Annotated in this window: 16 protein-coding genes and 1 pseudogene; 5 read left to right on the top strand and 12 right to left on the bottom strand. The window is 48.5% G+C overall.

Going from position 1 to position 18,537, the window contains the following annotated elements; genetic code table 11:
- The first annotated feature begins 148 nt into the window (after positions 1-148).
- The gene (hslO, locus tag ACFI32_RS00680) at positions 149-1,129 is read left to right on the top strand and encodes an Hsp33 family molecular chaperone HslO (RefSeq protein WP_462624562.1); all 981 of its coding nucleotides are present in this window, start codon (positions 149-151) and stop codon (positions 1,127-1,129) included.
- Between the two features lie 123 nt (positions 1,130-1,252).
- On the opposite strand, the gene ACFI32_RS00685 is transcribed toward hslO, so the two are convergent.
- From ACFI32_RS00685 to ACFI32_RS00730, 10 genes are all read right to left on the bottom strand, one after another.
- Positions 1,253-2,845 (bottom strand): alpha/beta fold hydrolase, encoded by a 1,593-nt coding sequence (locus ACFI32_RS00685; protein WP_462624563.1) that lies wholly within the window; start codon positions 2,843-2,845, stop codon positions 1,253-1,255.
- Between the two features lie 241 nt (positions 2,846-3,086).
- Positions 3,087-5,297, bottom strand: a complete 2,211-nt coding sequence (locus ACFI32_RS00690; protein WP_462624564.1) for a PhoX family protein — start codon at positions 5,295-5,297, stop codon at positions 3,087-3,089.
- Positions 5,298-5,694: 397 nt separating this feature from the next.
- Positions 5,695-6,414: a fumarylacetoacetate hydrolase family protein gene (locus ACFI32_RS00695; RefSeq protein ID WP_462624565.1), complete on the bottom strand. Its 720-nt coding sequence runs from the start codon at positions 6,412-6,414 to the stop codon at positions 5,695-5,697.
- A 48-nt stretch (positions 6,415-6,462) separates the two neighbouring features.
- Positions 6,463-7,188: an ABC transporter permease gene (locus ACFI32_RS00700; RefSeq protein WP_462624566.1), complete on the bottom strand. Its 726-nt coding sequence runs from the start codon at positions 7,186-7,188 to the stop codon at positions 6,463-6,465.
- Between the two features lie 13 nt (positions 7,189-7,201).
- A complete protein-coding gene (locus ACFI32_RS00705; RefSeq protein WP_462624567.1) occupies positions 7,202-7,921 on the bottom strand; it encodes an ABC transporter permease in 720 nt (239 codons plus the stop codon).
- Positions 7,922-8,331: 410 nt separating this feature from the next.
- Positions 8,332-8,688: a transporter substrate-binding domain-containing protein gene (locus tag ACFI32_RS00710; protein WP_462624568.1), complete on the bottom strand. Its 357-nt coding sequence runs from the start codon at positions 8,686-8,688 to the stop codon at positions 8,332-8,334.
- Entirely contained in the window at positions 8,636-9,568 is a 933-nt protein-coding gene (locus ACFI32_RS00715; protein ID WP_462624569.1) for a transporter substrate-binding domain-containing protein, read from the bottom strand. The genes ACFI32_RS00710 and ACFI32_RS00715 overlap by 53 nt, the downstream gene beginning before the upstream one ends.
- 61 nt (positions 9,569-9,629) lie before the next feature.
- On the bottom strand, positions 9,630-10,424 hold the full coding sequence (locus tag ACFI32_RS00720) for a transporter substrate-binding domain-containing protein (protein ID WP_462624570.1): 795 nt from the start codon (positions 10,422-10,424) through the stop codon (positions 9,630-9,632).
- Positions 10,425-10,702: 278 nt separating this feature from the next.
- Positions 10,703-11,494 (bottom strand): ABC transporter ATP-binding protein, encoded by a 792-nt coding sequence (locus ACFI32_RS00725; protein WP_462624571.1) that lies wholly within the window; start codon positions 11,492-11,494, stop codon positions 10,703-10,705.
- A gap of 215 nt (positions 11,495-11,709) precedes the next feature.
- Complete coding sequence (locus ACFI32_RS00730) at positions 11,710-12,030, bottom strand: hypothetical protein (protein WP_462624572.1); 321 nt, start codon at positions 12,028-12,030, stop codon at positions 11,710-11,712.
- Between the two features lie 327 nt (positions 12,031-12,357).
- Between ACFI32_RS00730 and ACFI32_RS00735 the strand changes: the two genes are divergently transcribed.
- From ACFI32_RS00735 to ACFI32_RS00745, 3 genes and pseudogenes are all read left to right on the top strand, one after another.
- A complete protein-coding gene (locus ACFI32_RS00735) occupies positions 12,358-13,659 on the top strand; it encodes a glutamate-5-semialdehyde dehydrogenase (protein WP_462624573.1) in 1,302 nt (433 codons plus the stop codon).
- 152 nt (positions 13,660-13,811) lie between these two features.
- The gene (locus tag ACFI32_RS00740; protein ID WP_462624574.1) at positions 13,812-14,813 is read left to right on the top strand and encodes a hypothetical protein; all 1,002 of its coding nucleotides are present in this window, start codon (positions 13,812-13,814) and stop codon (positions 14,811-14,813) included.
- A gap of 5 nt (positions 14,814-14,818) precedes the next feature.
- Positions 14,819-14,971, top strand: a pseudogene (locus ACFI32_RS00745) (sodium/glutamate symporter); the annotation flags it as partial.
- 58 nt (positions 14,972-15,029) lie between these two features.
- Here the strand turns inward: ACFI32_RS00745 and ACFI32_RS00750 are convergent.
- On the bottom strand, positions 15,030-15,887 hold the full coding sequence (locus ACFI32_RS00750) for a LysR family transcriptional regulator (protein WP_462624575.1): 858 nt from the start codon (positions 15,885-15,887) through the stop codon (positions 15,030-15,032).
- A gap of 146 nt (positions 15,888-16,033) precedes the next feature.
- On the opposite strand from ACFI32_RS00750, the gene ACFI32_RS00755 reads away from it, so the two are divergent.
- Positions 16,034-16,735, top strand: coding sequence for an FMN-dependent NADH-azoreductase (locus ACFI32_RS00755; RefSeq protein WP_462624576.1), 702 nt, complete (start codon positions 16,034-16,036; stop codon positions 16,733-16,735).
- A 246-nt stretch (positions 16,736-16,981) separates the two neighbouring features.
- Here the strand turns inward: ACFI32_RS00755 and glyA are convergent, their stop codons facing one another.
- A complete protein-coding gene (gene glyA, locus ACFI32_RS00760) occupies positions 16,982-18,238 on the bottom strand; it encodes a serine hydroxymethyltransferase (RefSeq protein ID WP_462624577.1) in 1,257 nt (418 codons plus the stop codon).
- Between the last annotated feature and the right edge of the window lie 299 nt (positions 18,239-18,537).

Consider the following 18,537-nt stretch of genomic DNA (forward strand, 5'->3'; position numbering starts at 1 on the left):
TCTCTGTTTTATCCCACCAACAGGCAATATAAGCGCTTGTTATGGGACATAAATAACGATAATGGGCACCCGCTTGCCGACGTATACAATTGATAATTACGCAACCATCCCCATAAAGTTAGCAACTTCTCAATCACATATGGCACCTATGACACAGCATAACCAGAATACTCCTGACCAAAATGATGCCCAGCACACCACGGCCGATGTTGACGTACGCCAACGTTTTTTTATTGAAGACTCGCCTGTGCGCGGCGATGTGGTACGCCTATCACGCAGCTATGCAAGTACCATTGCCCAAAAGCCCTACCCTGAAGCCATCAAGCGCTTATTGGGTGAGATGTTGACGGCCGCCAGTTTGCTTATCAGTACCGTTAAAATCAATGGTCGCTTGTCTATCCAGTTGCAATCTTCAGACAGTGACAGCCTACTAAACTGGGCGATGGCAGAGTGCGATCAAAACGGTATCATCCGTGCGCTTGCCAGCTGGAAAGGTGAGACGGACGAGCACATACAAGCGTGGCACGATATGATCCATGCTAAAGACGCCTTTGCCGAGCTTGGCGCAGTGGGACAAGGCGTGTTGTTTATCAATATCCAGCCTGATGGCGGTGAGCCGTACCAAGGTATCGTTGAGCGCAGCCATGACAATCTGGCAGACTGCTTGGCGCATTATCAAAAGCAATCAGCGCAGATTCCGACGCTTATCAATCTGGCCTCTGACGGCCTGCAAGCGGGCGGTATATTGGTGCAGATGCTACCGCGTACAGCGGAAGAAACGGCTGAAGTCGAGCAAAACGAAGATGCTGGTATCGATGATGATCTATGGACGCGTTTAAGTGTGTTGACACGTACGGTCAAGGCAGAAGAGCTGACAACACTGGACGCGAGCGAGATTCTTTATCGCTTATATCATGAAGAAAACATCGTTGCGCCAAAGCCTGCCCCCCTAGCCTTTGGTTGCACCTGCTCACGCGAGAAATGTGAAACGGCCATCGAACAAATCGGTGAAGCAGAAGCATTAGAAATCATTGATGAGCAAGGCGGCACGTTTGAGATGGATTGCGGATTTTGCGGTTCCGTTTATCGCTTTGATAAAGACGATGTCACGGCTATTTTTGCAGAATAACCAGTAGATGTCTCATACTAGGGTATATCCCTAGAACCCCTCAAGGCATACGCTTTGAGGGGTTTTTTATGAATGATGATATCATGCGTTTTGTGACCATCAACGTAATGGGAACGTCCGCAACTATAGTAATATTTCAAAATTGCTGGGGTAGGATTCGATACGCCCGCCCAGCTCATAGTCATCTGATGTCTGATCGCTATGCCCGTTGGCCATCAGCCATGTGATGACCTGCTGATGCACGCGCTCGTTATACAACAAATCATAATGACTGACGCCATAAAACACCGCTTTGTGGCTTTCGGGTAAAAACAGCGTATGCTCGCCCGTGTGCTCACCAAGCGCTGACTCAATAGTAACCAAACCATCACCCAGCAGGTGGGTGGCTTTGGAATGGTAATGATCTTCGAGCAAGGTGGCCGCTGCAAAATAAGTATGGATATCGAGCGGCAAGCGCGCAGGATGGCGAAACTCTTGCGGCAATACGCTGCGCCCCTCAAGCGACTTCCAGTCGGCATCACGAATACTGCCGTAACGTAAATCGATGATACCTGCGCTGCGTAGATCGCCAAGCTTGGCCAGCGAGCCTGCAAAGGGCAGCTTGGCGATCATGTCTTGAACATAATAACCAATGCGCTCAAGGCTGGCGCCGTGATGCGGCGAGCCTAAGGTAATCAGGTTGCCCACTCCGTGTACCCATGAGCGGCCTTGCAACTTACCATAAAACAGCGCACTACGAGCGACCAAGCCGCCCATACTGTGCCCGACCAAATCAATCTGGCTGATATTCGGGTTGGCATCAAGCAGGTCTTGTAACACTTTGGAGAGATTGCGGCCATTTTTGGAGATGCGCTGACCCGTGTTGTAATCAAGGTACAAGACGGTGATGTCAGGCTGCTGCGTTGTCAACCGATCGCCAAGGCTGACGCCTTCGGTCACATGCCAACTTAGATGACTCATGCACAGACCATGACACAGTACTACCACCCGCCCTGATATCGTGGCTGTCTGCCGCTGTTCTTGGTTTTCATATAACGCCATTGAGACTGCCATCGCGTTATGATGACTGACTAAATGATCACCCATCACGCCATTGATCACGTTAACCAGTCGTTTTATTTTTCGCGGTAGTGGCGGCGTTTGTTTTTGTCTGCGCAGCGTACGATAGATGCGCACCCCTGTGGACATGTTGTTGCCCACCAGCATGCTCACCTGCCGCACCGTACCATAGATGCGCCCCGTGATACCGCGCTGCCACTTTTTGAGGTTGCGCTCATTTAAGCGGCCAAATGGGCGCAAAATAATCTCACGGTGAATGGCTTCGGCAATCTCAGTGACTTCGACCACACCCATGGTCGCCAGCTGTGCCAGCCCATCAAAAAATCCCACCAAGGTAACAGGTGGACGCGGTAGCATCTCCATAATATCATCATCAGACTCAACCAGCGCCTCAAGCTCAAGATCGTCAAGCTGCGCCAACTGCTCATAAAAATCGTGACTCTCGTCCCTCTTCATGTCCTGTGTCTCTGAGACTGCTACGGTTTGGACAGGTGCCGCGGCGCTTTCACTGAGCAGACAGCCACGATCCACATGATCATCAATACAAGCGTGGCTTTTGGCATCTTCATTATCCATATTGTCATCTATCGGTGTGTCTTGACCGTTGTCGGTGCTGTGATTGATGCGTTCGTCAGGGGCAGAATGGCTGGAGCTCATATAATCAATATTTGGCGATGGATATGGCTTCACATACTACGTGGAGACATACCGTAGCGAAAGCATTGATTTGTATCATTAGGCCATGTCCTTAGTTTAAACGTTTATCACTACATGGGAACACGCCCTAGTATGGCTGTTGTGAATGTGGTTAACAGCACACAAGATCCACATAAAAAAACCCCAAGCCATCACCTGGGGTTTTGATGTGGTGTGCTGCTATTTAACCATCATTTGCCGTTTACACGGTGGTGGATGCTGATGCAAAAGACTCGGCCAAAATCACATCACCATCCTCGCGGGTAATCATGACGGTCGCTGAGCGCGGGGTTTGTCCACCTGCGACCGCACCCCATGTGTTACCCGGATGCTGAATGTTGATAAATAGTGTTTTAAAATCAGGCGTCATGGTAATACCAGTCACCTCACAGCCTGCAGGACCGACAAAGAAGCGTTTGATGTTATCCTCATTGGCCTGCATACCTAGGTAGGTCTGTTGGCCTGCTGAGGTGGTGACCAGCTGACCATCATTGACCTTGCCGGGCAATGCGGCAAGCAGCATACAGTTGGTGGTATCGGTATACGCGCCATCATCAGTTTGTATCCATAACACGCCACGCGGATCAAAATACAAGCCATCGGGTGATGACAAATCATTATTGGCATTTAGCCCTGATAAGTTTTCAGCCGTCAGATCACTGGGCGCAGCAAACAGATAGATGTCCCATTCAAAATTGGTCGCCGCATGATCGCCACCCATTTCCGCCCAGCGAATGATGTGACCGTTGTCATTGCCATGATTGTCATAACTGCGCGGGTTAGACGCTGATACAGGCTGTTCATCGCGCTCGCCGCGATACTTATTGTTGGTCAAGGTCACATACACTTCCCCTGTGATGGGGCTGACCGATACCCACTCTGGGCGATCCATCTTGGTTGCGCCCAGTACGTCAGCAGCGGCGCGTGCATAAACCAGCACCTCGTCTTGACCACCAAATGGCAGCTTTGTGTTTGACGCATCCAAACCGTTTTGACCATAAGTCAGCGTCTTCCACTCGCCGCTGCCATCTTCATTAAAGATAGCGACGTATAATGTGCCTTCATTCAGATATTTATCACCCGCTGCCAAGCCACCACCGATGTCACTGTTTGACCACATCTCCTTTGAGACAAACTTATAGATGTACTCACCGCGCGAATCATCACCCATATAAAAAACCACAGGCTGGCCCTGTTTGACAGGGACATAGGCACAGTTTTCGTGCGCGAATCGGCCCAATGCTGTACGTTTTCTGGGGTGGGCATTGGGATCAAAGGGGTCAATCTCGGTCATAAAACCAAAAGTATTAAAGCCATTACGGTAGTCGTCTGCAGCAGTCGTACCAGCAGCGGTCATGTCCCAGCGTGCAAACTCATCAGGGATAATCGCGTCTGTAGCGGCGGGGGTGTGCCACAAATAGCCCCAGCTGGCGAATTTCTCTTTTGCACCATAACGATCACGGCCATAGTTTTGCGCTGCGCTCAGTTGGCTGGCATCTTGTCCGCGGGCAAACACCCCAAGGAAGTTTTCTTCTGTGGTTAAGTATGTGCCCCACGGAGACAGTCCTGCACCGCAATTGTTATTAATACCGCGCGTTCTCATACCCGTTGGATCATATTTGGTTTTGACCAAATCAGAGCCTGCCACAGGGCCTGTCAGTTCAGCCACGGTACTGCTGGTTAGGCGACGATTGTACTTAGAGCTGGGTACCATCTCATAGCCCATGCCATCGGCGCGGCGTGTAAGCTCGACCACCGCGACGCCATGACAGTTGACCTCGCGGCGCACGTCTGAAGCCAGACGAAATTTCTGATAAATGGGCGCGGCGTTGGGATCTTCTTCGACATAATAACCAAATGGGCTGAGCTCAGCACTGTTGACGTACTCGTGGTTCATCACCAACAACCCACTATCAGCTGCTTTGGGGTCATAGTTGTTGCCGTTTTTGCCAAAGAACCACATGCCATCATGATTGTCACCCATACGATGCTCAAATGACTCAGCCGACTGCTCACGGTTGTCTTTCCAATCATCCAGTCCTGGCATCAAAGGCGTACCCAGTGGCAAAATCATCTCGGCATTGTAGCCTTCTGCCACGCTCATATCGGCCGCAATCGAGTGTGCAACCGCTTGAAACTGAAGTGTTTCTGGACGCGCCAAGTCACCTGACGCTGGAATGGCGGCATCATCACCGCTGCCAACCAAGCTGCTGCTGTCATTGCTATCACTACCGCAGCCAACCAGTGGCAACGTGCCAAAAAATGCCGCTGCGGTCAGACCAGTGCCGCCTTTGAGCATACTGCGGCGGTTCATACGGTGGTTCACAATGGTTTGAAAGTCAGGGTTGTTGGTTGGATTGGAGTCTTCTACCATTTCGTGGGCGAGATTTTGCTTGTCTTGGCGTAATGTCATTATCAGTCACCTTGCTGTTGGGCGGAGTTGTCATCAAAAGTTATTGTCAAAGGAGTGTAAAACCATATAAGAACCATAACGGCCGTATCATCACAACAATACGAATCACGCATGAGTCTACGAAGATTTCATGACAGTACGTTGAAGGTTAGATGACCGTTTGATGACAGCACACATAGGCGATACGCAGTATCAGCAAGATGGTAACGATAAAAACAAATTCAAATCAGCAGGTTACTGCGAGTGTATTGTAGAGCGCATGACGTTTAAACAAACCGTTCAAAAACAAAAAAATCCCAAGCCTGCACTTGGGATTTTTATTAAGGTATCCACCACGTTGGCTCTAAACCGCGCGTCTTATCTCACGCGGCTATGGCTATCATGTGTGATACTGCTATCACGCCACAGTCGCTTGCCACTGCTGCTCGCCCAATGTCAGCGTGAGCTGATCGCCTGCATGCAACACCCCCACACCACTTGGCGTACCTGTCATGATGACATCACCTGCTTGCAAGCAAAAAGCCTGACTGATCTCAACCAGCAACTCATATAGCGGAAACAACATCAAAGCGCTATCGCCATCTTGCCTGAGCGTCTCATTGATAGACAGCTGATAGTGCACATTACTAAAATCACCAAAGGCTTTAGGCGACATCCAGTCCGCCAGCACACACGCCCCATCAAAGCACTTGGCACGCTCCCACGGATGGCCTTTGGCTTTTAAAGCGCTTTGCAACTCACGCAAGGTCAGATCCAGACCCAAAGTCACCGCGCCGATGGCTTGCTGCGCCTCCTCACGGCTGGCATTTTTTAAGTCTGTCGCCAGCTGGACACACAATTCTGCCTCGTAATGCGTCTCACCATAGGTGGCCACATCAGGACGCACAATGACATTATCAGCGCTACTATTGGTGCGACTGATATGCACCACCGATGACGCAGGTTTCATAAACAATATCGGCATCGTGGGTACATCATTACCCAGCTCGCGAGCGTGGGCAGCATAGTTGCGGCCTACGCAGACCACTTTGCCAATAGGGCGCGGACTGACCGCTGCCGTATCAGTATGTCCAGCTACAATGGCATTGGCCAATGATACATGGGGTGACTGACTCATAACGATACCTCATCTAGCAATAACAGATAAACGGATACGCACACCTACTTATGCAATGGTGCGTGTCACCACATCAGGTGGTACATAACTCATATAGCGATTGAGTTTGTTTTCGAACAATCTAAAGCCAAACAAAATCACCCACGACAGCAGCAAATAGACAATACCTGCGGCAAAAAACATCTCTAGCGTCGTATATGTTTCTGCATTAATGGTTCGCGTCACTCCAGTGATGTCCATCAAAGTAATGGTCGAGGCCAGCGCACTGCCTTTGAGCATAAAGATCACTTCATTACTATACGCAGGGATCACGATACCAAAAGCGCGCGGCAGTGTGATGCGGGTTAGCTTCTGCCATTTTGACATGCCAATGGCATCCGCCGCCTCAAGCTCGCCCACAGGAATGCTCTGAATCGCACCGCGAATAATCTCCGCTAAATACGCACTGGTATTCATGGTAAAGGCAATGATCGCGCACCAGTAAGGTTGACTGAGTACTGGTTCCCATAAAAACGAATTGCGCACTGCTTCAAACTGACCCAAACCATAATAGATCAGAAATATCTGCACCAATAGCGGCGTACCACGAAAAAAGAAAATATAAACAAAAGGCAAAGCCTGCACAGCCCAGCTTTTGGACAGTCGCAGCTGCGCCAAAATCAAACCAAAAAACAAACCCAAAATGCCAGAGATCACCACCAGCTGCGCGGTAAGTACCGCACCGCCAAGCAAATCAGGGATATGCTCAAAAATAACCTGCCAATTCCAATTCATGAGTATCTCTCCTCTACCCTGTGGTCGATTGACGGGTCAGCTTTTTGGCGTAGCGTGCCGCTGGGTTGGCGCGCCATTCCAGCCACATCATAAAGCCCGTGATCAGCATCGTCAGCCCCAAATAAATAATGGCTGCTGCCATATAAAAGGTAAATGGCTGCTGCGTTGACTGCGCGCCTCGTACTGATTGATACATGATGTCCTTGAGACCCACCACAGAGACCAGTGCGGTGTCTTTGAGCAATACCAAAAATAAATTACCTAGCCCCGGTAACGCAACCTGCCATACCTGCGGCAAAATAACACGATAAAAAGTCTGTAACGGGCGCATACCGACTGCTTGCGCCGCCTCGCGTTGTCCTGTCGGAATCTCTTGAATCGCCATGCGAAAGATTTCAGTCGCGTAGGCGCCAAAGATGATAGACAGTGCAGCCACACCGCCCCAAAATGCACTAATCCCGATATAATCGTTATAGCCAAAGTTTTTGAGGACACTCATCAGCAGCATTGAGCCGCCATAATAAATAAACAATATTAACAATAGCTCGGGGATGCCGCGCATCGTTGCGGTATATACCGTCGCCAGCTTACGCAGCAGCCACACATTAGACAGCTTGGCCGTCGCTCCAAGCAGACCCAAGACCATACCGATCGCTAAGCTGGTCAAGGCGATCTTGATGGTGACAGTTGCGCCGCTCAGTAATAGCGCGCCAAATCCTTGTAAGTCAAACACAGTTGTCCACTCAGTCTCTTTAAATTAACCTGATAAAAAAGGTTAAAAATCAGTATTTTATATCTGCCATACAGACCACAGATACTCATAACCACCCGCCAATGATTGATTGATGCCATCAGGCTGGGTAAAAATAACTCGTGATTTTATCATATCCGCCGCGACCTATGTTAATGCTCAGCGGCAAAAGCGCGGCGCAAACCAGCCTCTATCGCGGTAAAACATGCCAAAATAGCGATTACCAGCGACACTGGTGAGTCAGTTTCGCCATCACACGCAGTGACCCACCAAATTCATCAAGCAAGCCGATATGAGCTATCCCCATACCAACACCCAAACAAAAAAGGACATCACCCTATCGGTCATGTCCTCCCCTATCAACACAATATGATTCAAAACAAGCATCACGATCACTCAGCCGTCGTGCTATTAGCCGCCTGACCACTTGAGGCCGTGCTGGTTGGTGCAGTGCCGGCTACGGCAGGCATTTGAGCAGTAGGCACTGCAAAATACTGCTGCTTGATCCGCTCATACGTACCATCGGCCTTAATATGAGCAAGCGCTTCATTGATCTTGGCTTGCCACGGGTCGTCTGAACGCACCGCAATGGCAAAGTTATCATTGATATCAATCTCATCGCCTTTTATGCCGTAGCTGCCACCTGCTGTTGAACCGAGCCACTCAAGCGCAGGCAGCAAAGCGGTCAGTGGTTTATCAGTTGCTCGCCGCTTCGGTTTGCTCTTCTTCAGCGATGACCGCATTGGCATCGACGTTTCCATCATCAACGACTATCACCTCTTCAACCTCATCAGTGGCGACCACTTTTTGTGCCGCGGCGGTTGATTTGGTACCGAAGTAGCTGCCAGTAATTTGATCGTAGGTGCCGTTGTCTTTAATGGCTGCCAAAGCGGTGTTGAATTTCGCAATCAAAGGATCACCTTTGCGGAAGGCAATACCCATCGCATCATCATCAGTGCTGATCTCATCGCCTTTGATTTCGTAATCTTGACCCGCATCGGTGGTAAGCCAGTTCAGCGCCGTGACTTGGTCAGACATCATGGCACGGACACGTCCCGAGGTCAGATCCAGATAAGCATTGTCTTGGGTGTCATACAGCTTGATATCGGCTTCTGGGTGTTCATCTTGCAAGTATTGCGACGCCACAGTTGAGCGCTGCGAGCCAATACGCTGCCCTTTTAAATCATCAACGCTGATGCTGTCGCCTTTTTTACCGATTAATACGATGCCGCTATGGAAGTACGGATCGCTAAATTCGACCACCTCTTGGCGCTCAGGAGTGATCGACATGCCCGCAATGGCCGCATCAAATTTTTGCGCGTTCAGCCCTGGAATCAAACCATCCCAGTCTTGAGAGATGACTTCACAGTTGGCCTTCATTTCGGCGCATAACGCATCGACCAGCTCAATCTCGTAGCCAATCACGTTACCATCGGCATCGGTATAGCTAAAAGGCTTGTAGCTTGATTCGGTGGCAATTTTTATATCGGTTGTAGTATCGCTGCTTGCGCCATCAGCATCGGTGCTGGCATCGGTGGTGTCACTGCTGTTGCTACAAGCAGTAATCATGAGCATGGCAGCCGTGAGCGGTGCAAGCCATAGGGCTTTAGAGGGATATGATAGTGACATGAGCATTTTCCTATAAGATGAGTTGACCATTATGTGATCGTTGCCTACCTGTAGCAGGCATCTACTGACCGAAATTTGCCTGTTCGAGACGCTCAAGCGTTCCGTTACTACGGATTTCGCTCATTGCCTGATTGAAATCGTCCTTGAGCGGGTCATCTTTGCGTACCGCTATGGCAATATTGTCATTATTATCAATCTCATCGCCGACAATACCAAAGCCCTCTGTATTGTCTTTTAGCCACGCGGTGGCAGAGACTTTTTCAGCCAATACCGCATCGCTGCGACCTGATTTCAGATCCAAATAGGCGTTGTCATAGTTATCATATAAGCGCACGGTGTTACCATCTTTGCCATCATAGTTGTCTTGCAAATACGCACCGGGTGTGGTTGAGCGCTGGCCACCGAGGGTCAAGTCACTGATCGCATTGGGGTCAAAGCCGCTGTCTGCTTCAGTGAGCCACACCATGGTGTTGGCAAAATAAGGCTCGGTAAAGTCGACTTTTTCTAGACGCTCAGGGGTAACCGACATACCTGCTACCACGGCGTCATATTTTTGCGCCAGCAGACCAGGAATGATGCCGTCCCACTCTTGAGCGATGATCTCGCATTTGGCCTGCATTTGATCGCACAAGGCATTAGCCACATCGACATCGTAGCCGCTCAAACTGCCATCAGCGTTGGTTTGGTTAAAGGGAGGATATGCGCCTTCGGTGGCGATACGGATCGTCTTGCCAGCTGCATCTGCACCAGCATCGGCGGTAGTATCAGCAGCATCATTGGCAGGTTGGCTACAAGCGCTTAGGGCAAGGGCGACTGAAAGGGTCAGTGACGACCACAATAGACGAGAATCAGGCATCATACGTTCCTTAGACTTTGATAGGCAGGATAATCAAGCAAATCGCTGACATCCATGCCAGCGCGCGTCTTGATAAGCATTATTGACGGTGTGTAAACTTCCGATAATACCTGAGTCAAATATCAAAAACAAACGTTTTGCGTACCTACTGTCATGCTCGCGTAATAATCACCCTGTATATAAATCGCTCAAATCAAAGGTGTTTTTGAGGTATCCGCTGTACTCCTCTGACACCCGATATGCAACGCTATAACGCTTATATAGCCTACCATTCAGCCTTAGCGATGTGAGGCCATAAAGTTTTTGACACGCTCTGAGGTCGGATTGTCAAACACCTGCTCTGGCGTACCAATTTCTTCAATGACCCCTTGGTGCAAAAACACCACTTTGCTAGAGACTTCACGCGCGAAACGCATTTCGTGGGTCACGATCAGCATGGTACGCCCCTCCTTCGCCAGCTCGCGCATGACCGCTAGTACTTCGTTGACCAGCTCAGGATCAAGGGCAGAAGTCGGCTCATCGAACAGTAGCACCCGTGGCTGCATAGCAAGGGCACGAGCGATGGCCACACGCTGGCGCTGACCGCCTGATAAGTTGGCAGGATAGGCGTCTTTTTTGTCGAGCAAACCGACTTTATCGAGCAGCTTTTCAGCGTCACTGATGGCTTGGTCTTTTTTGATTTTTAAGACTTGGGTGGGGCCTTCGATGATATTTTGCAAAATCGTTTTGTGCGGCCAGAGATTGAAGTTCTGAAAGACGAAACCCACACGCGCGCGCAGACTCTCTAACTGCTGGTTGCTCACTGCTTGTAGCTCACCTTCTTTATTGGGCTTAAGCTTAAGCGCTTCATCGCCAATAAAGATTTTACCTTTAGTGGGCTTTTCGAGCAGATTGATGCAGCGCAACAAGGTGGATTTTCCTGAGCCTGATGACCCCAAGATGGAGATCACATCGCCATCATATGCGGTAAGTGATACCCCTTTAAGCACAGCCAATGAGCCGTAGCTTTTATGGATATCTTGTAAATCTAAGGCAATCGGATGGGTCGAGTTTGCGGCAGTCTCAGGCATGGTTTTGCAGATTTCCAATAAGTATGAATAAAAAGCGCTGGCGCGGCGTGACAAGGTGGTTATTTGCGTCGCCGCTGCGCCACATTGTCGCTCAAAACACCGCAAAAAGGCAACCACTGTCCCTATCTAATCAGTGCCCAAACATAAAAATGGCCCAGCCTAATGGTCTGAGCCAAATATCAATACACTGCTTTTGCCTACTACTTACTTTGTTATTAATAGGTTGATACGTGCTCTTCGCTTTCGGTGCCATCAAGTACCGCTTCATCACCAGCAGTGGCAACCGCGACATCATCGTTGGCAGGATCCATGGGGTCGGCAGTCGCGACTGCAACATCATCATTATTCATATCGGCTGTTGCTACCCCTGTTTCGTTTTGCTCAACAGGAGTTTGTGCATCGGCAGTTGGTTCAGCGTCTGTCATTAGTGTTTCATTTTTGTCTGCACAAGCGCCTAGCGTTAGTGCGGCGGCGGCAATAGCACCAAATAGCCACGTTTTCGACATCGACTTTTGTGGTTGATTACTGCTTGTCATGGGACTTCTCCGTTCTCTTTTGGGTCACATTGGGTATCGTTGCCCTGTTGACCGTCAAACATAGTGATTGATCATTGCCCCTACTATACTGACAATCGATCGCCACAATGTTAGGAGTTGCAGCACAATTTTGTGCACAATACGTAACGCTCCCAACATAAAGCCTATAATAAGGCAGTAAAAAGTCATCGCAGACAAACATCGCTCACAAACTGGCCTTTACTATTGACCTTTGCTGCTCTATGTTAGATGACATATTTAATAAGCAGTAACCAGAGACGAGCGCGATTTCCCATTTCCATTCTTCAAACATAAGGACAATGTTTTATGAGTCAATCAGACACTACAGATATCACCGCTTACATGCAGCAAGTGGGCAAACAAGCCCGCGCGGCTTCACGCGCACTGGCTGCCGCCAACACAGGTGCCAAAAACGCCGCGTTGATGGCCATACACAACGCCTTGCTTGCCGCTAAAGCCGACATTTTATCTGCCAATAAGATTGATATGGATAATGGACGTCAAAATAACTTGGACGCGGCTCTACTCGATCGCTTAGAGCTGACTGATGCCCGTTTTGATGGCATGCTCCAAGGTCTCAAAGACGTGTCGAACTTACCTGATCCTATCGGTGAAGTAACTGACATGACCTATCGCCCTTCAGGCATTCATTTGGGTAAGATGCGCGTGCCACTCGGCGTGGTTGGTATGATTTATGAATCACGTCCTAACGTCACCTTAGAAGCCGCGTCACTGGCATTAAAATCAGGTAACGCCATCATCTTACGTGGTGGCTCAGAAGCCTTTGAGTCCAATCAAGCGATTGCCAAATGTATTTATGAAGGTCTAAAAGCAGAAGGCTTGTCTGAGCACAGCGTTCAAGTATTGCAAACCACCGACCGCGCGGCGGTAGGGGAGCTGATCACCATGACTGACTATGTCGATGTCATCGTACCACGTGGCGGCAAAGGTCTGATTGCGCGTATCAGTAATGATGCCAAAGTCCCTGTCATCAAACATTTGGACGGCAACTGCCATACCTTTATCGACCGCGATGCCGATGCCGATATCGCCATCAGTGTCAGCGTCAATGCTAAGACGCATCGCTACGGTACGTGCAACACCATGGAGACGCTCCTTGTCGATGCTGCTATCGCCAAAGACTTATTGCCCAAAATTGCCACAGCCATCATCGAAGCTGATGACGCGATGCAACTGCGTGTGGATGATGATGCCCAAAGCATCTTGGCCGATGTGATCACGCTAAACGGTCACTTATCTGCGGCCACCGCTGAGGACTGGGATACCGAATATCTTGCGCCTATTTTGGCCGTGAAAATCGTGTCAGGTATTGATGACGCCATCGAGCATATCAATACCCACGGTAGCCATCATACTGACGTCATTATCACCGACAACTATACCAAGTCGCAGCGTTTTATCCGTGAAGTCGATTCTGCCAGTGTGATGATCAACGCCTCTAGCCGTTTTGCTGATGGCTTTGAATATGGTTTGGGTGCTGAGATTGGTATCTCGACAGACAAGATTCATGCCCGCGGCCCTGTTGGCCTTGAGGGTCTAACCTCACAAAAATGGATCGTTTATGGTCATGGTGAGACGCGCGCGTAACCTCAACCGCAGCGGGCACTGATCGCTTATAGACCCCTATACGCCTGTTTATCTTATTGCACCTGTGATACGTGCAAAGATCAACGGGCGTTGCTTTTTATGAGGGGTAGTGGCTTAATATTGTCCGTTCTTTGTTCAATGTGAGCACTATAATGACCAAAAAAAACGACATAAAATACAATATCTTTCATGGCTCTTTTATTCATGATTGCTGTATCGCCGCTGAAGACTATTTTTGCGTCAGCAGTGAAAAACGCCTGCCCGAAAAAAAATACGATTATTACACCAATCGCGGCGCCACCCGTATTGGCATTTATAACTCAAAAGCACAAGAGCCCAATGAACCGCCTATATGGGCAGGTAGAACGTGGAACGGCCATTCCTTCTTTAACACCCGTTTGGTCAATGCTGACTATAAAGAATGTCTTATGGTCGATGATGCGGGACAAGGCTATTATCTGGGTCTTGGAGACAATAAGTTCGCTGAAAAGCAGCTGTCTACCAAAACACGTTTTCACCAACTGGCGCGAGTCGGTGACCAGATTTATGGAATTGGCTGGGGTCGTGAGGTCTTTAAACGTCTTGGCCCTGAGAACTGGCAGTGCATCTCAGAAGATATACGTGAGCATGGTAGTGGTCATGGTTTTGAAGACATGGATGGGTTTTCAAGCGATGAGTTGTACGCTGTCGGCGGTGAAAACGATGTTTGGCATTTTGACGGTATAGCGTGGCATTACATTGATATCGGTGCAAAAAAACTATTGCCGTTGTCGGTATGCTGCGCCGAAAATGGCGATGTCTATATCGGCTGCGCATGGGGTTATGTGATCCGTGGACGGGGGGATACATGGTCAGTCTTTGGGACAGGTAAAAACATCAAGTTTTGTGACGCCGTCGCCTATCAAGGACGAGTGTTTTTCGGTAGTGAACATGGCGTGTTCGTCGCTGATCAGCAGAGTGAGACGTTCACCTGTCAGCCTTATGATTTTGAAAAACAAATTGCGCCATTGTCTGCACGCAGGCTTGATGCCAGACATGGCAAGTTACTCGCCGCAAATCTCGTGAGCGTGGCGCTATATGATGGCAAACGGTGGCAATATATCTATGGTGCGCCGCCACCGCCCAGACACAAGCAGCGCGGCAGATTGCCCTAGCCAATACGTGTAGGGCGATTGCCAATATGCAGGCGGTGACCGACCGTTATTTGCCCTCGCGTAAGGCATTTTTGATTGTGCCGATGGTCGGCGCGTTCTTTGTCGATATTGTCAATGCGACGGTACTGCAAGTCTTTACGCAGTTGCCATTTATGTAAGTAATAATGATTAACAAAAAAACCGCCCTATCACAGGCGGTTTTTTTGGTTGAGCGTATTATGAACTACTACATAATAATGTCTCGACCCACGCCAGATACTTTTTACCATTTTTGCTATCAAATGATGCCTTTTTTGGTATGTAATAACACAACTGAGTTTTGATTGTTTGCGTTTGAAAGTATTTCAATAGGCCTGCTTTTAAGAGCCTTGTCACCATGGTTGATGAGCAAAATACAAGACAGCCCTCTGCCATCGCTTGTTGAATGGCGAAAAACTCCTGATCAAATTTTTTCACGACAACTCTATCGCGAGGAATATCATTCAAAGCAAGCCATGTATCTAGCGATGGCGAAGGCAATTTACTATTTTTCCATTCAGTGGTATAGATTGTTGTTTTTCCTTGAGAGTACCAAACATCAGAAACTTGATTCGCGCCAAAAACATCAAAATACTCTTGTTTGATGATGTCTTCGGGCGGCACTCTCACCATATCCCCCAAACGAATGGGAATGATATAAGGTTGGTTATTTAGAGTCTCGCCTGTCGAAATTTCTACGTCTATTTCTGGATAGATTGCTGAAAACTCACATTGATAAGGAATGAGTAACATGGCCGCCAAAGATGAAGTCGTTGTCACTCGTACCACACGCGCCGTATCAGCGACTTGCTCTAAAGCATTATTGATAGTCGTAAACCCTTCTGTCATCGCAGTTGCCAAAAACTGCCCTGTACTTGTCAATACAATACATCGATTCTGACGATGGAATAAACTCACTCCCAATCTGCTTTCTAGATTAGCAATATGGTGCGACACTGTGGTTGGTGTAAGCGATAATTCTTCTGCTGCTTGCTTGAAGCTACTTAAACGAGCAGCGGCTTCAAATGCTCTTAAAGCCTGTAGTGACACTTGCATTTTTTGCCTCCCTATCTGTGCACTGCGTCCAACATACATTCTATAGATGAATTAAACACATCTATAGGTGCAATCTATCCGTTTGTAAGGTGACCGTAGCATCAGACAAAATAGTCCCTGTTACTCATCAAACAATAGGAAGAAACATGGCTATTTTATTGCATATCGACGCAAGCGTAAGAGCGTTAGAAAACGAAAACGTCAGTCATAACTCTATATCAAAAGGGATTGCGAAAAGCTTTGTTAATACACTGCTAGATAAAAATCCTGACACCAACCATATCTATAGGGACGTTGGCATCAACCCACCACCATTTATCAATCAAGAATGGATTGGTGCTGTATTTACTCCAGAAGACAACAGAACAGAGCAACAGCGAACAATACTGTCTATATCTGACCAGCTCATTAGTGAGGTGACAAAAGCACATATTATTCTCATTTCTTCACCCATGTACAACTATGGCATGCCCGCCCAGCTAAAAGCATGGTTTGATCAAATTGTGAGAATCAATAAAACGTTTGATTTTGACTTAGCACGTGGTGATTTTCCATTAAAACCCATGCTATCAGGAAAGACCTTGATTATCGTCACCTCTTGTGGCGAATTCGGCTTTGACCCTAAAGGTATAAGAGCAGAGACAAATCATTTGACTCCGCACCTAAAAACGTTAAGTAAATATTTAGGCGTTGACTCCATATATGAAATTCATTCAGAGTATCAAGAGTTTACAGACGAACGGCACGCTCAGTCAGTGGCCGATGCGCACAGTCGCGCTATAGCACTGGCTACAGAACTACTCGAAGCATCTACTGATGACGCTCTACATACAGTGAATCTAATATAATAACGATACAGCGCAGTGAAAATGAGGTGGTATGTCTTTCTGTCTTTGAAGACGTCCGAATATTAGCTTTTAATTAAGCAGTGTCGATAAGCTTTGATTGTCTTTATCTTTGCGCGCTTTCAATGCATACGCTCAATATACAGATGCAGAAACGTCCACAAAAAAACCGCCCTATCACAGGCGGTTTTTTAGTTTCGGGCGCGGTGACGTTCGCCACCTGCCCTACTGATATACCTCAATCAGTGCTTACTGATTTTTGGCATATACTGGCTTGTTCGCGCAGATGGCTTTTACTTTTTCGCGCGTTTCAGCAATGACGGTTTCGTCGCCGCGGCTGTCAAGTACGTCACACATCCAACCTGCCAACTCTTTTACGTCTGCTTCGTCAAAGCCGCGCGTGGTAATCGCTGGCGTACCAATACGAATACCAGAAGTTACGAACGGTGATTTTGGATCGTTGGGTACAGAGTTTTTGTTGACGGTAATGTACGCATCGCCAAGCCATTTGTCTGCTTCTTTACCCGTCATTTCTTGCTTGATAAGGCTGATCAGCATCAGATGGTTTTCAGTACCGCCTGATACGATGTCATAGCCGCGCGCTTGGATCACTTCGGCCATCGCTTTGGCGTTTTTAACCACTTGCTGCTGATAGGTTTTGAAGTTGTCTTCTAGCGCTTCTTTAAAGCACACTGCTTTACCCGCGATGACGTGCACCAGTGGGCCACCTTGGTTGCCTGGGAATACGGCTGAGTTTAACTTTTTGGCAAGGACTTCATCACGCGACATGATTAGGCCTGAACGTGGGCCACGTAGGGTTTTGTGCGTGGTGGTGGTGACCACATCGGCAAAGGGTACTGGGCTTGGGTAGACGCCGCCAGCAACCAGACCCGCCACGTGTGCCATATCGACCATTAAGTATGCGCCCACTTCGTCAGCGATGTCGCGGAAACGCTGCCAATCAACCACTTGCGAATAAGCCGAGAAGCCTGCGATGATCATTTTGGGTTTGTTTTCACGCGCTAAACGGTCGACTTCGTCATAATCAATCTCGCCTGTCTCATCGCTTAGGCCATACTGTACGGCTTTGTAGTTGATGCCTGAAAAGTTGACATGTGAGCCATGCGTCAAGTGACCACCCGCGTCTAAGCTCATACCAAGTACAGTGTCATTTGGCTCAAGCAGCGCTAAGAATACCGCTGAGTTGGCTTGGCTGCCTGAATGCGGCTGAACGTTGGCATACGCGGCACCGAACAACTCTTTTGCACGATCAATAGCCAACTGCTCGATCACGTCCACATGCTCACAGCCACCATAGTAGCGTTTGCCTGGATAGCCTTCTGCATATTTGTTGGTCAAGTCACTACCTTGTGCTTCCATCACCGTCTGTGAGCAATAGTTTTCTGAAGCAATCAGTTCGATGTGGCTTTCTTGGCGGGCGCTTTCGGCAGCCATGGCGTCGGCAAGTGCTGGATCAAATTCTTGGATAGAAATATCTTTAAACATATTGATGTCCTATATAGTGACAATTATCAGAAGGGTATGGCCGAGAATGGGCTTCTAACATTCAGTAATATAGCAGATGCGCTCCTACATCACTGATATTACTGGCAGCAAGTGTAACATGAAACGCCCTATAACGAGCGCAAAATACGCAGGCCTGAGCCTGAATAAGCCGTTGTCAGCAAGCGACAAAAATAACCAGATGATATGTCGCATTAAATTATAGGTAGCAGTTTATTAGATAGGATAGGACCAGCTTAAGAACGTGTCTTTAGAATATACCCTAGACGACAAACCTGTGT

Source organism: Psychrobacter sp. PSi21 (assembly GCF_054960615.1).

Bases quoted from the DNA above. Each gene is read 5' to 3' on its own strand.
- hslO (WP_462624562.1), top strand. From the start codon at position 149: ATGACACAGCATAACCAGAATACTCCTGACCAAAATGATGCCCAGCAC.
- ACFI32_RS00685 (WP_462624563.1), bottom strand. From the start codon at position 2,845: ATGAGCTCCAGCCATTCTGCCCCTGACGAACGCATCAATCACAGCACC.
- ACFI32_RS00690 (WP_462624564.1), bottom strand. From the start codon at position 5,297: ATGACATTACGCCAAGACAAGCAAAATCTCGCCCACGAAATGGTAGAA.
- ACFI32_RS00695 (WP_462624565.1), bottom strand. From the start codon at position 6,414: ATGAGTCAGTCACCCCATGTATCATTGGCCAATGCCATTGTAGCTGGA.
- ACFI32_RS00700 (WP_462624566.1), bottom strand. From the start codon at position 7,188: ATGAATTGGAATTGGCAGGTTATTTTTGAGCATATCCCTGATTTGCTT.
- ACFI32_RS00710 (WP_462624568.1), bottom strand. From the start codon at position 8,688: ATGCCAATGCGGTCATCGCTGAAGAAGAGCAAACCGAAGCGGCGAGCA.
- ACFI32_RS00715 (WP_462624569.1), bottom strand. From the start codon at position 9,568: ATGTCACTATCATATCCCTCTAAAGCCCTATGGCTTGCACCGCTCACG.
- ACFI32_RS00720 (WP_462624570.1), bottom strand. From the start codon at position 10,424: ATGCCTGATTCTCGTCTATTGTGGTCGTCACTGACCCTTTCAGTCGCC.
- ACFI32_RS00725 (WP_462624571.1), bottom strand. From the start codon at position 11,494: ATGCCTGAGACTGCCGCAAACTCGACCCATCCGATTGCCTTAGATTTA.
- ACFI32_RS00730 (WP_462624572.1), bottom strand. From the start codon at position 12,030: ATGACAAGCAGTAATCAACCACAAAAGTCGATGTCGAAAACGTGGCTA.
- ACFI32_RS00735 (WP_462624573.1), top strand. From the start codon at position 12,358: ATGAGTCAATCAGACACTACAGATATCACCGCTTACATGCAGCAAGTG.
- ACFI32_RS00740 (WP_462624574.1), top strand. From the start codon at position 13,812: ATGACCAAAAAAAACGACATAAAATACAATATCTTTCATGGCTCTTTT.
- ACFI32_RS00750 (WP_462624575.1), bottom strand. From the start codon at position 15,887: ATGCAAGTGTCACTACAGGCTTTAAGAGCATTTGAAGCCGCTGCTCGT.
- ACFI32_RS00755 (WP_462624576.1), top strand. From the start codon at position 16,034: ATGGCTATTTTATTGCATATCGACGCAAGCGTAAGAGCGTTAGAAAAC.
- glyA (WP_462624577.1), bottom strand. From the start codon at position 18,238: ATGTTTAAAGATATTTCTATCCAAGAATTTGATCCAGCACTTGCCGAC.